Origin of the sequence: Lyngbya aestuarii BL J (assembly GCF_000478195.2) — a bacterium.
In the GTDB taxonomy this organism is placed as follows: domain Bacteria; phylum Cyanobacteriota; class Cyanobacteriia; order Cyanobacteriales; family Microcoleaceae; genus Capilliphycus; species Capilliphycus aestuarii.
In genome coordinates, this window is record NZ_AUZM01000008.1 from 103,082 (window position 1) to 116,250 (window position 13,169).

A 13,169-nucleotide genomic window follows, 5' to 3' on the forward strand; every position below is an offset into this window, starting at 1 on the left:
TAATCCCTATGAGGGATTGAAACAGTTTTTGGTTGGCTTAAAATAGGGGAATTTAAGCAGAATTCTCCAACAATTCTAAAAGTTCTGCTTCTGATAACTGCGAAATTCCTAATTCTTGGGCTTTTGTCAGTTTAGAACCCGCATCTTCTCCGACAACGACATAATCAGTTTTAGAACTGACTGAACTCGTTACTTTTCCCCCAGCAGTTTGAATTAATTTCTTGGCTTCATCTCGTTTTAAATTGGGTAATGTTCCAGTCAGTACAAAGGTTTTACCCGATAACTTTAAGTCTTGCTTTTCTGATAAACTCTCAGGTGTAGACGGTTGAGACGCTAAATTTAATCCCTGTTGTTTTAACCGTTCAATTAAAGCTTGATTCGCCGGAACGTTAAACCACTGATGAACCGCCACTGCAATTTCCACCCCAATTCCATGAACCCCTTCAATATCTGCGGGTGTAGAGTTGGCTAACTGTTCCACTGTTGAAAACTTTTGGGTTAACAACTCTGCATTGACACTTCCCACATGACGAATACCCAACCCATACAAAACTCTCGCCCAGGGTTGAGATTTAGACTCAGTAATTGCATTGACAATTTTTGTTGCTGATTTCTCGCCCATCCGTTCAAGTTGAGTCAGTTTTTCAACGGTTAATTCATATAAATCTGCAACGCTTGAAACCAATTCCCGTTCAACCAATTGCTGAACTAACTTTTCCCCAACTCCATTAATATCGACTGCATCTCGACTACACCAATGAATCAGAGAACCCCGTAAAATAGCCGGACAGGAAGTATTAATACAGCGTGTTACCGCCTCAGTTTGGGGCTTGACGACGGCTTGACCACACTCCGGGCAGTGGGTGGGCATTTGAAAGGGTTGGGCGTTTGTCGGGCGTAATTCGGGGAGGTTACGAACCACTTCGGGAATGATTTCTCCGGCTTTTCTAACGATAACGGTATCGCCAATATGTAGATCCAGTTCGGCGATGCGATCGCTATTATGCAATGTCGCCCGTTGGACAGTGGTTCCCGCCAGTTGTAAGGGTTCTAACTCCGCCACGGGGGTTAAAGCGCCTGTTCTCCCGACTTGAACCGTAACGGCTAAAAGTTTTGTGGGGGCTTCTTCGGCGGGATATTTTAAAGCGATCGCCCAACGGGGGAATTTTTGGGTAAAACCGAGTTGTTCTTGTCGGGATAAAGGATTAATTTTAACGACAACCCCATCGGTCATGTAGGGTAAATTTTGGCGGCTACTCTCCCAACTTTGAAAGTAGTTTTGAACTTCGGTTAATGAGGGGCAAAGTTGACGGTTTGGATTAACTTTAAATCCCATTTCTTGTAAGAGTTCTAAAGCATCCCATTGAGTTTTTAACGCTAGTTCTTCTAAATGCAGAGTATAAGCAAAAAAATCTAATTGTCGCGATCGCACAATTTTTGAATCTAATTGTCGTAAAGTTCCGGCTGCGGCGTTGCGAGGATTTGCAAATAAGGATTCACCATTTTTTTGACGTTCTTGGTTAATTTTATCAAAGATATTTACCGACAAAAATGCTTCGCCACGAACTTCTACTTTAGGCGGAGGATTTTCTAGTTTTAATCGCAGCGGAATAGAACGAATAGTTTTAACATTTTGAGTAATTTCTTCCCCTGTTACCCCATCTCCGCGAGTTGTACCCCGAACTAGAATTCCATTTTCGTAGGTTAAAGCGAGTGCGGAACCATCTATTTTGAGTTCACAAATATAGAGAGGTTCTGAAGAATTAATTTCTTTTTCTTCGGTTTTTAGAACCTTTTGACCGCGTTGTTCCCAGGCTTTTAATTCTTGAGTATTAAACGCATTTTCTAGACTGTACAGCGGGATATTATGTCGAACAGAGGTAAATTGTGTAGCGGGTTTTTCCCCGACTCGTTGAGTCGGACTATCGGGAGTAATGAGTTGAGGGTAGTCTGTTTCTAATTGTTGAAGTTCTCGATACAACTGATCATAGATAGCATCTTCCATTATCGGTGCATCGAGAACATAATAGGCATAGCTAGCAAGATGTAGCTGTTGCGATAGTTTCTGTACGCGCTGTTGAATGTCTGATGTTGGCTGTTCCACAGGATTTTCTATTCAAACTTCCGTTAATCGTTATAGATTAAGTTCAGTTAATTCACTAAACTTAGGTAGTTCTTTGTATTTTGAATTTCCTTCTCCAAGAGAAACAGCCCCATTAGAATCTGAACCGAAACGGGTATTATTGACTTCTTCAACAATTCGAGATTCGTTTTCAACTTGGAATACATTTGCATATAAGTTGGCGACGACTTGTTTCCCTTCTTGAGTCAGTTCCAAATATCTTAACGCTGCTGGAATATAAGGAAATACTCCATTCCAGTAAAATTTAGCGTAATTTTTGCGTAAATCTCCAGGCGTTTTGTAACCGAGAACTTTGTTAGTTCCGACTTCTTCAAACTCGTAAAATAACGAACTAATTTTTTTCAAATACCGAGGATCACTGAGTTGACCAATCAAATCAGCCGCCCTTGCTAAACCGGAATAATTATTTCGGTCTTGATAGGTTTCATCAGCCGGAACCGGAAAACGGGTGAGTTCAATATTGCGTTTAACTTGTTCGGCATCGATTAATTTATGGCCGCCAAATCGTTCATCAATGACTAATTTTCCTCGGTCAACATGATAGGGGGTTAAACTCGCAGAGGTCGCACCCATCGGGATTGAAACCATTCCATCACTAATTCCAGTTGCATAGAGTCCGTTTGCTTCTTGATCGCAGCGACAGACCCCTTTTACATAGCCAATATCGTGACACAATAAGGAAATGATAAAGTGTAACCAATCTTCAGGAGTCACACCCCCTTCGCGAATGTGTTTACCCCGCATGATTTCCTGCCCAACTAATGTAACCAACATCGTATGTTCGACATTGTGGTAGAGGGCATCACAGTTGGCAATATTTTCTAATGCCATGGTTCCGACCCAAGCAATAATTTCAGGGTAATCAGGTTTGAAACCCCCGTAGGTACGACGGTAGCCTGCTTGCAGTCGTTCTAAAAAGGCATCTACAAGAACCGCAGTTGCATTAAACATACTCAGAACTCAATTTTATTTTGTAGGTTGTGAGGTTTTCGATCCCTAAAGGGTAGAAAAACTTCCGGTCAGATTCATCATCTGGAAGTCTTTAATTAAACATCAAGTTTCTATAGAGATACAGATTAATCTTATTATATTTCGACTTTCAATATTTAGCTGTGATCGCTGTCAAATAATCTGATCTTAATCAAGGTCAAAGGTCAGAGAGAATTTGTTAGGTGCAAATACCTTCTACCCTCTGTCCTTTATTAATCAAAACTAATCACAGTTTCTTGACAATTTGATTTAACGACGGCGCCTTGACCCCCCTGATCGACTCCGAGATCGTCCACTCCCAAAGCTAGGAGTTCGTTTTTGGGTTCGAGAAGGACGAGTTTGATTGGATCGTTGTAAGTCACTCGAACCTACCCCAGATCCGGTTGAACGACTCGCATCTCTAGAGGTCGAAGGAGTACGGTTGTTGGATGGAGAGGCAATATTTCCAGAGGTTGAACGAGTATTGCGGTTGTTGGATGGGGAGGCAATATTTCCGGTGGTTCGTAAGACTTGGCGATTTTTCACAGCAGGAGGCGGGGAATTATAACGAGAACGATAATCGCTGACTGCACTATTATAGGTATTCCCATAACCGCCATAACCCGTTAAGACACCACCGGGTTGATAAGCTGGAGGAACGTAATATCGAGGCGCAAACAGGGTATTAGCGATCGCACTCCCGACAAAAGCCCCGGCAAAGGGTTGCCAAAAACTCGACTGTTGACGCACCACAACCACTTGCTGCTGTCCTGTAGAGGGATCGGTGCGGGTTTCAGTGACGTTGTGAACGTATTGGATTTTAAAGTCTTCTGTCAGATATAATGTGGCTTGATCGCCTTGAATCTGAGCGTAAGTACCTTTTCCGGCTTGAATTTGTTCATCCGTCAGACGCGCCATTTGCAGGTTCGTTGTCCGATAAACAGGCGGAGTTCCGGGGGGAGTATTGAGAAGCATTAAGCTATATTCCCCGTTGGCATCGTTGTATTCGGCTTGTTGAACGGGATATTCACCAACGTTAGCCTGGGTTCGATTTCGGCTAACGGTTTGAGTGGGAGTTTGATTAGAAGTCGTCGTTGTACTCGACGAACCACAGGCGAGGGTTGTCCAACACAACGAAAGCGACATTAAAACAATGATGAATTTACGCAACATAAATCACAATGAGGTTTTCTTAAGTTGATCGACAAAATCAGTCCTAATTCTATAGCGGGATCAGTTCGGGAAAATTCTGCAATAATTGATCGCTAGTGAGTTCATCCCCAAAACGAGCCGGAGAGTAGTGAATTTGAATTGCACGGAGACGATTTTGATAATGCAGGTTGATGATCGCCTTTAACCCCTCCTGCATCGCTTCGGTACTCGCTAAATCAGTTTCGAGAGCAGGAACTTCACCTTCACAGGCTATTGTAATCATCACCACTAGATTTGCCGTAGGGCTTAAAGACAACGGAACATCTGGAGTATCGGCTAAATCTTCTAAAGGTTGCGAGAGATAGCGTTGGGCGGAGTCTGTGAACAGTTCCTCAACATAATCGGCCGTTTCCCCTTCATCCCAGAGAACATCACCTTCATTGCTCGCAGATTGCCAATAGACATCGTATTGCAGCAGATTTTGACAAATTTCAACCAGTCCCTCCCCCAACACTTCGAGATCCCCTTCCGCCTCGATAGTATTACGAGCAACTTGGTTGAGAACACCGAGTAAAGGTGAAACCTCTGCTCCTCCTAAATGCAGCAATACCCGAGAGACGACAAAGCGAGTTTTGCCCAAAAATTGATTAAAACGATTGCCAAGAGTTGCCATAACTGAGTTACTCCTGATAGAAATTGGAGTGAATTGAGCTATAGTTCTAGGATATCGCGTTTATTTGTTGATACCATCGCTGATCATTCGGTCAAGAACACTGAAACGGTTTGGCTTCCGATGCAATATCAAGATAACGATTATAACGATTATTTGGAATAACTTCATGACTCATGAGTCTTCCCCTGCTTCTCCTGCCTCATTTCCCCTGGCTGAAAAGCTAAATCTTTCTACTAAAATCGCCTATGGTGCGGGCGATCTGGGTACGGCAATTACGGCTAACCTTCTGGCGTTTGTTTTATTGGTTTTCTTAACCAATGTGGCGGGTTTACCTGCCGGACTTGCCGGAAGTGTTTATATGATTGGAAAAATTTCCGATGCGATTAATGATCCGATTATCGGGGTACTCAGCGATCGCACGGTTCATCCCTGGGGACGGCGTTATCCCTGGATGGTGTTTGGGGCGATTCCGTTTGGGATTTTCTTCTTTTTACAGTGGCTTGTTCCGAGTACCAATATTTGGGTTTTATTCTGGTACTACGTGATTATTTCTGTCCTGTTTAATCTCAGTTATACGATTGTTAATTTACCCTATGCTGCACTCACCCCTGAGCTAACGCAAGATTATCACGAACGCACCAGCCTGAATAGTTTTCGGTTTGCTTTTTCTATCGGTGGGAGTATTTTATCTTTAATTTTAGCGTTAGTTATTTCTTTATTAATTCCTGATAATCTCAAACAACAATATCTCGTTCTCGGCTTAATTTGTGCCATTATTTCCGTTTTACCGATCTTTTGGTGTGTGTTAGGAACTCGTGATCGTACCTTAAAGGCTAAAACCTCTGAACCTATAACGGATTCATCTCCAAATTCACCCCTATTTCAACAAATAAAAATTGTCTTTGAAAATCGTCCGTTTTTATATGTTACCGGAATTTATTTATGTTCTTGGTTAGGGGTTCAACTGACTGCGGCGATTCTTCCCTACTATGTTCAAAATCGGATGAAACTGTCAACCACTGATTTTTATTTGACAGCCATTGCCGTTCAGGGAACGGCGATTATTATGTTATTTGTTTGGAGTCAGGTGAGTAAAAAATATGGTAAAAAAGTTGTTTATTTTATGGGAGTTAGTGTTTGGTTAATTGCTCAAGTAGGATTGTGGTTTTTGCAACCGGGTCAGATTAGTCTAATGTATCTGTTAGCTGTTTTGGCCGGGTTTGGGGTTTCTACGGCTTATCTGATTCCGTGGTCAATGATCCCAGATGTTGTTGATCTCGATGAACTGAATACAGGTCAACGACGGGAAGGACTTTTTTATTCCTTTATGGTGTTTTTACAAAAATTGGGATTAGCAGTCGGATTGTTTCTCGTCGGACAAGCATTAGAAATTGCCGGATTTCTTGAACGAATTCCGGGAGAAGCACTCCCTCAGCAACCAGATTCGGCTATTTTTGCGATTCGGTTTGCGATCGCTCCCATTCCAGCAATTGTTTTAGTTGGGGGGATAATTTTAACCTATTTTTATCCGATTACAGAGGTGGTACATGAGGAGATTTTATTGAAATTACATGAACGGAAAAGTAAACAATCAAGTCACTAATCTTTAGTCTTTTTTAGTTGAGTTGCGTTTAGCAACTGAAGGGGTGGGCGGACGACGGGTTGATGGAGATTTGCGTTTTTTTGAGGACGATTTAGATCCAAATAATCCGCTTAAGCCTTGAGTTTTAACTCGTTTATAAGCTGAGTTTGATAAAAGTCCGCTTAAGCCTTGAGTTTGAATGCGTTTGTAGGCTGAATTTACCCAGTCGCTGAGATAATGACTCATTGCACCGAGTTCTAAACCGATAAAAGTAGCTAACCATTCCGTTGAATGTTGGGAGAGCGATCGCAGTATAATTCGAGCAACTTGAGATAAACTCCATTCTACTTCCCAAACCGATTGAGCGATCAGGACTACTGGTGTTGCCAAAACTATCACCCAAACCGTTAGATACAAGAGTCTTACCGCAGTCCCAATCACAGGGCCATGAGACAAAAACGAGCGATGGCGAACACTCTTTTGGTAAGGCAGCCACAACCACCGCATCCAACCCCACCGTTGAAAATGGTAGGAACGATGAATATCAAGATCCGGGCCAAACATCAGGCCACTGAACAGAAAACAACTGGCAATAATTAATGTCAGATGGCTGCTGCGAGTTTGCCCGAATGTGAAGCCTGTGATCACAGGTAAACTCCACAGGGTAATGCGATCGTGAGTTCGGCCAGAAGGCATAGGCAGCAGCTTAACAGATTTCTCATCTGAGCAAATAAATTGTTCCTATTTTACAGTTTGGTGCTATAATAGTGAAACAGATAAAAACGGGCGATTAGCTCAGTGGTAGAGCGCCTGCCTTACAAGCAGGACGTCACTGGTTCAAGTCCAGTATCGCCCATTCGCCCAAAACCTTCTTCCTATCTAGGCTCTAGCCTTGATCTTGTACCGAATCAGTACCGTCTAGATTTCCATTGGTACAAGATTTGTACAAGAGCGACTTCTCAAAGAGTACCCCTCAGAGGTTTGATCGTTCCCCCTAGCCCGCACGGTAGATAAATCTCCCCTAAGACAGAACTTTAGGAAGATGCAAAAGGATAGAGTGAGATTAGCTTCATACGCATAGTTCGAGGGGATCAGGCTAGCTTGCGTTTCTGATCCCCATTTTTAAGGGATCTTGGTTTCTCTTTTGCACTTAGCGGTCTGGTTCTCCTGTAGCTTTGATAACAATGTACAGTCACTAATTATCTCTCATCTTAACAAATTAGTCTGATCGAACCTTAAAAACCTTGTAATCTCACTCTGATCAAGATTATAGCGTTTTTTTCAGGGGTTTTATCCGATCGCTGGCAATTATCGTGATTTAACAAACTAGGTATTATTTCCCCTTTGTTCTACTTTTTACAGAATTAATTTAGGGCAACCAACGAGGATTAAACCCAAAAAAGGGTAATTCTTCAGGCTTGATTTCGGCTTGAGTTGGATCGGATAATATTTCTAGGGGAAGTATCCACAACCGACTGGTAATAATTGCATCACCTCCTTCACTTCGAGGTGAAGTCTCAGGCCGTGAATTTTTCTGATTTTTAATCACCGTTTGATCGAACAGCAACGCTAAACCATCCGGTGACAAACTCATATTAATCTCTTGTTGATTGGGTAAAATCACTAAAGGTGCTAACTCACCCGTTTTGATCTCAATTACGGCAATATAAGGCTGTTCTTGATATTCTTCCTGTTCATCAATCAGTTCAGTTAACAGACAAAATAACAACTGATTACTCGGATCAAACTGAGCATTCAAAATATTACCAAAAGGGGGCGTGCGATAAAGTTCTCGTTCTTCTCCTTGATTATTCACTAAAAATAGCGATCGCGTACCATCAAGGTTAAACTTTACCATCACAGCGGCAGAACCGTCATTGGCAAAACCGAGAACTTGACCATATCGCGGTAAAAATTCTAACGGTTCCGATCCCGGTTCTAGCGGTAAAATTGTGGTTAAATCTGGCCCTTGAGCAATCAGAAGTGATTGACTATCTGGCCCAATCAAAAAGTCACCCCCTTCGGTTTTTAGAGATTTGGGCGCCCGACCCGACTCAATAATCCAGGGGCCAAAATCCGCCGGATTGTCTTTTTTAACGCGCTGAACCACAATCATTTCCCCGTCGGGAGACAAGTCAAATTTGAGATTACGATAATCTTGACTCTCGACAATTAACTTCACTTCTCCGGGGGGTTTGGGGCGTTTGGCTTTTTGGTGTTGGGGAGAATTGGGATTAACACCTGTCGTCACCGTGTAGAGTTGGGGTTCAAATTTTCCTCGCATTTGATCTTCGCGAGAAATCGCCGAAAATAGAATTTGATCGCCATCGGGATAGGGTTCAAACTCCAAAACCACCAAATCGGCGGGGGTGAGGGCGATCGGTTGAGGGCTTTCTTGAGACAGGTTCACCAACATCAACCGCCCTTCTTGATCTCCTGTCACTCCAATATAGGCAAAAGCCCGATCTCGGGTACGAAAATATCCGGTAAACGGTTCAATTACCTGCCCTTGATTTCCGGCATACAATTGATCGCGAGCATCCTGCAACTGCACGCTAAAAGGGGTTCCGTAGGGTGCAGGTTCCACTAAAGTATAAGCCATACGTCGTCCTGCCCAACTAATTTTACCGGGAAGGGGCGGATCAATTCGCAGATTACGCTCGACACTTTCCCGGTTCATAGGACGATTGAAGGTGAGAATAAATCCAGTATCAAAAGCACCAATATTCTTCTTATTCCAGCTAAATTCTCGGACTCTGGGTGTCGTGCGATCGCCGGTGAGTAACATCATTCCAATCAGCACTGTTAACACGATCATCAGAGCGGTGGCGACTCGATCCACAGGCTGACTGTTTTTGAGCCAAGATTGAGTTTTAGTCTGGAATTGCATCATCGAAGTTTTTAGCTGAAAGGGTCTGTGCAGACAGATATTTTCCCTTTACAAGATTACCATGTTTGAGCCAACATTAGGGGAAAAATTTTTAGTCAAATTTTAGATTTGTTTTTGAGAGGGAGTCTTAAACTAAAAACAGGGTTAGAGTTTACACAACAAATGACACGTCTTTTTTCTACTCCAGATTTTCGTCAACTCCTCCACAAATATCCCGAAGCTGTCGCTGCTGTGAGTTGTGCAGTATTGGTGATTTTAGGTTGGCTGAGTTTAAACTTCGCTTCGGTGGGTATTGCTTTATTTTTGTTAACCGTTGCTTATGTGATTGGCGGTTATGAAAGCACCAAAGAAGGATTAACAACCTTGTTTGAAGAACATCAGCTTGATGTTGATTTGTTGATGATGGTTGCAGCTTTGGGTGCGGCTAGTTTAGGCTTATGGCAACAGGATTATACTTTAATTATTGATGGGGCAATTTTAATCCTAATTTTTGCTATTAGCGGAGCGTTAGAAAGTTTTGCCATGCAACGCACCGAACGCAATATTCGCCGTTTAATGGCGGTTGCACCCGATACCGCCCGCACCCTTCGCAAGCGTCAAGCACAGGATTTACACCCAAACCTGGTTTCTGACTCTCACTCACAAGAAACCGAGTTTATAAATAACTCCTCCGAAAATTTTGAAGAAGTTGAAATTCCAATTCATCAATTACAAGTTAATGATCTTATAATTGTCAGACCCGGCGAATTAATTCCCACCGATGCGATCATTATAGAAGGTCATAGCAGTCTCAATCAAGCTTCAATTACCGGGGAATCTATTCCCGTTGAAAAAAGTATCGGTGATGAAGTATTTGCAGGGACATTAAATGGTCACGGGGCGTTACGCTTGCGAGTTCATCTACCCCCAGAAAGTAGTCTGATTCAACGGGTGATTCGTTTAGTTGAACAAGCCCAAACTGAAGCCCCTCCTTCTCAACAGTTTATCGAAAAATTTGAGCGGGGTTATGCCCAAGTTATTGTAATTAGCGGGATTTTACTCGCTATTATTCCGCCTTGGTTTTTGGGGTGGAATTGGGAAACCACCATTTATCGGGCTTTAATCTTTTTAGTGGTGGCTTCTCCCTGTGCGTTAATGGCGGCAATTATGCCAACCTTACTGTCTGGAATTGCCAACGGGGCGCGTCAGGGTATTCTATTTAAAAATGGGGCGCAACTCGAAAAAATCGGCACCATAAAAGCCATTGCCTTTGATAAAACCGGAACCTTAACCACCGGAAAATTACAAGTTGTTGAAATTCTTCCCACTCAGGATAATTCTCCCGAAAAAGTTCTGCAACTGGCTGCGGCTTTAGAAGCGGTTTCTGAACATCCCATCGGAGAAGCGATCGCCGCTGCTGCTTCTGAGAAAAACCTCAAACTTTTAACCGCCAAAACTGTACAAGCCAAAGCCGGTTTAGGAATTGTTGGGTTGGTGGAAAATCAAGCGGTAATTGTTGGAAAATCGAGCTTTGTTGCCGCCGAACTTTCCCAAGACAATCAACAATTACAAGCCGAAACTACCCGCCTCGAAAACGAAGGAAAAACGGTGATTTGGGTGGCTCAATCTCAAGAAATTTTGGGTTTAATTGCCGTTTCCGATACCGTGCGTTCCGAAGCAAAATCGGTGATAGAACGGTTAAAGAAAATGGGCGTTAAACAGATTGTCATGCTCACCGGAGACAACCAACGCACAGCAGATACTGTTGCTCAATCTTTGGGAATTACAGGGGTTTATGCAAATCTATTACCCGAAGATAAATTAACCGTAATTCGTCAGTTAAAACAGCAATATAACAGCGTCGCCATGATTGGGGATGGGATTAACGATGCACCCGCTTTAGCCTTAGCAACGGTGGGAATTGCCATGGGCGGTGCCGGAACCGATGTAGCCTTAGAAACGGCAGATATTATCTTAATGGCGAACCGTTTAGATAAGTTACCGGAAGCGATTCGTTTGGGATATCGTTCTAATCGAATTGTTCGCCAAAATATTGTGTTTGCTTTATCCTTTATTGGTCTGCTTTTAATTGCTAATTTTGCCGGACAAATTAACCTTCCTTTAGGGGTAATTGGACATGAAGGATCGACAGTGTTAGTCACGTTAAGCGGTTTAAGGTTATTAAAAGCTTAGTTGATTATACATTGTCGCGAGAGCAGGGAAAATCTCAATCCGGTTTTAATTCCCCAACATAATTGGGGGTTTTCTCCAAAGGTACAAACTCGAACTCCGATGGGAAGATGTCCTTTAGGAGCGTTTTTAATATTGTTCCAAACTAATTCCGAGTATTTCAACCATCTTCCCTCTTTTAGCCATCCGACATCCCTTGCAAATTGTTCATGTCCGTCCGTCCAATTGTTAAATTTAATCGGTTCATTATACCCTTGCAAATCATTATTATGTTTCAAAAAGACTTGCTTTTGAACGCTAAATCCAAACCGATTTTCACTATATTTGAGCCAGAGTTGATCGATTTTATTGATATCTTGACAGGGAATTTGTTGCTGCGCTTCAATATCAAACCAACCCTTTTCGGTACTATCAACAAGATTGAGTAAAATTTTTCCCGTAATCAGATCGGCAAGCTTCCATTCTTTTCTTTTTAGCCAATATTCTAATTCTTTATAAAGTTGATTTTTGATCTGTTTTCTGGCTTCACTCTCGACCGCTCTTGCGTTTTCAGCCGGGAATTGTTTCGGGCTTATCCCCAAGAATAATCCTGAAAATCCGAGGATAAACGCAATCAAAATCCAGAAATTAAATTGAGTTTTTTTGTCTGTATTAATCAGCATTTTACAGGTTTGATTCAATTCTAGGGTGAACAATTGAGTCTTTCAGTCTTCTTCAAAAATCCGAGACGTTTTTCGGGAACAGGAAATATAAATTAAGAATGTTAAGACAAACTCTTGTTTACTTTCCTATTCCCTTGAACGGATCAAGAAGTTAAGAAAAACTCAGTTAATTAACCAACAGGAAGCAGATAAATAGACTAAAAATCGGCTTCTGTTAGCATTTAATCACCCTGAACAATAACAACCTTTTTTAGCCAGCCATTATCTGTTTTTAAAAACTACAGACCGCTTAAGCCTGTTGCCACAGTTCTTTGACTTTTCCGGCGGGTAGCCAACTGTTAATTTCTTCTATACGTTCTTCTGAAAGTTCCTCTTTTGTTGCCGAAAATACCGCCGTTACCGCTTGTTCGCGATCAACAGTTTTCGGAAGTCCGCCTTCATTTGCCACTCGAAATAAGAAGCGATCAGAATCAATTTTAAAAATACCAGGCCCCTGCCAAGGTGGACGAACCCGACTTAAAAAGCCTACAATAGGATTGGTATCTTTCCACAGTTCAGCAACTTCCATCTGGAGTGCTTTTTCTTTCGTCGGTACTGCTTCTTTATGCAGTTCAGATTCTACCCGATCAGCGGCTTCTGTGGTCATTAAATCCCGCATCACCCGGAAGACAACCTCAGTAAAATCTCTCGCATCGTAGAGATCCGCCATTCCACTTTTTTTCATCACTTCTTCTAGAAAAGAGCGATGTTCATCGGCTATAACAGTTCTTCTATCTTCAACTTCCGTCGGATCGACTTCAGGTAAGTCTTTATTTTTTATGTCATCAGGCATTATTATTTCCTTTTTTTTAGGATCAATTTTATGAGTTAAGTTTAGTAGAAGTTTCGGCATTATTTCCTCATCCAGAAGTGAGAGATATTAGGTATCG

Annotated in this window: 10 protein-coding genes, 1 tRNA gene and 1 CRISPR repeat array (1 of these 12 cut by a window edge); of the genes, 3 read left to right on the plus strand and 8 right to left on the minus strand. The window is 42.3% G+C overall.

All coding sequences use genetic code 11. The features are described from left to right. Nucleotides 1-23: a CRISPR direct-repeat array (repeat unit 37 nt) (it extends 3,161 nt beyond the left edge of the window). 29 nt (nt 24-52) lie between these two features. From ligA to M595_RS05650, 4 genes are all read right to left on the minus strand, one after another. Further along, entirely contained in the window at nt 53-2,104 is a 2,052-nt protein-coding gene (ligA, locus tag M595_RS05635; protein WP_023065028.1) for an NAD-dependent DNA ligase LigA, read from the minus strand. 30 nt (nt 2,105-2,134) lie between these two features. Next, nucleotides 2,135-3,094, minus strand: a complete 960-nt coding sequence (locus tag M595_RS05640) for an Npun_R2479 family HD domain-containing metalloprotein (protein WP_023065019.1) — start codon at nt 3,092-3,094, stop codon at nt 2,135-2,137. A 288-nt stretch (nt 3,095-3,382) separates the two neighbouring features. Continuing rightward, entirely contained in the window at nt 3,383-4,285 is a 903-nt protein-coding gene (locus M595_RS05645) for a hypothetical protein (protein ID WP_023065065.1), read from the minus strand. A 49-nt stretch (nt 4,286-4,334) separates the two neighbouring features. Continuing rightward, on the minus strand, nt 4,335-4,937 hold the full coding sequence (locus M595_RS05650) for a DUF1517 domain-containing protein (RefSeq protein WP_023065051.1): 603 nt from the start codon (nt 4,935-4,937) through the stop codon (nt 4,335-4,337). 166 nt (nt 4,938-5,103) lie between these two features. Here M595_RS05650 and M595_RS05655 point away from each other — a divergent pair, with 166 nt between their 5' ends. Further along, nucleotides 5,104-6,540 (plus strand): MFS transporter, encoded by a 1,437-nt coding sequence (locus M595_RS05655; protein WP_023065112.1) that lies wholly within the window; start codon nt 5,104-5,106, stop codon nt 6,538-6,540. A gap of 3 nt (nt 6,541-6,543) precedes the next feature. Here the strand turns inward: M595_RS05655 and M595_RS05660 are convergent, their stop codons facing one another. Next, nucleotides 6,544-7,215 (minus strand): metal-binding protein, encoded by a 672-nt coding sequence (locus M595_RS05660; RefSeq protein WP_023065133.1) that lies wholly within the window; start codon nt 7,213-7,215, stop codon nt 6,544-6,546. An 88-nt stretch (nt 7,216-7,303) separates the two neighbouring features. Between M595_RS05660 and M595_RS05665 the strand changes: the two genes are divergently transcribed. After that, nucleotides 7,304-7,375: transfer RNA gene (locus tag M595_RS05665), tRNA-Val, on the plus strand. Between the two features lie 513 nt (nt 7,376-7,888). On the opposite strand, the gene M595_RS05670 is transcribed toward M595_RS05665, so the two are convergent. Continuing rightward, the gene (locus tag M595_RS05670; RefSeq protein WP_023065026.1) at nt 7,889-9,412 is read right to left on the minus strand and encodes a hypothetical protein; all 1,524 of its coding nucleotides are present in this window, start codon (nt 9,410-9,412) and stop codon (nt 7,889-7,891) included. Nucleotides 9,413-9,571: 159 nt separating this feature from the next. On the opposite strand from M595_RS05670, the gene M595_RS05675 reads away from it, so the two are divergent. Beyond that, nucleotides 9,572-11,581, plus strand: a complete 2,010-nt coding sequence (locus tag M595_RS05675) for a heavy metal translocating P-type ATPase (RefSeq protein WP_023065081.1) — start codon at nt 9,572-9,574, stop codon at nt 11,579-11,581. On the opposite strand, the gene M595_RS05680 is transcribed toward M595_RS05675, so the two are convergent. After that, nucleotides 11,578-12,240 carry a GUN4 domain-containing protein gene (locus tag M595_RS05680; protein ID WP_040483640.1) on the minus strand — a complete coding sequence of 221 codons (663 nt, stop codon included), beginning with the start codon at nt 12,238-12,240 and terminating at the stop codon, nt 11,578-11,580. The genes M595_RS05675 and M595_RS05680 overlap by 4 nt on opposite strands. Before the next feature lie 289 nt (nt 12,241-12,529). Then, nucleotides 12,530-13,072, minus strand: coding sequence for a DUF2267 domain-containing protein (locus tag M595_RS05685; protein WP_023065095.1), 543 nt, complete (start codon nt 13,070-13,072; stop codon nt 12,530-12,532). Nucleotides 13,073-13,169: the final 97 nt, after the last annotated feature.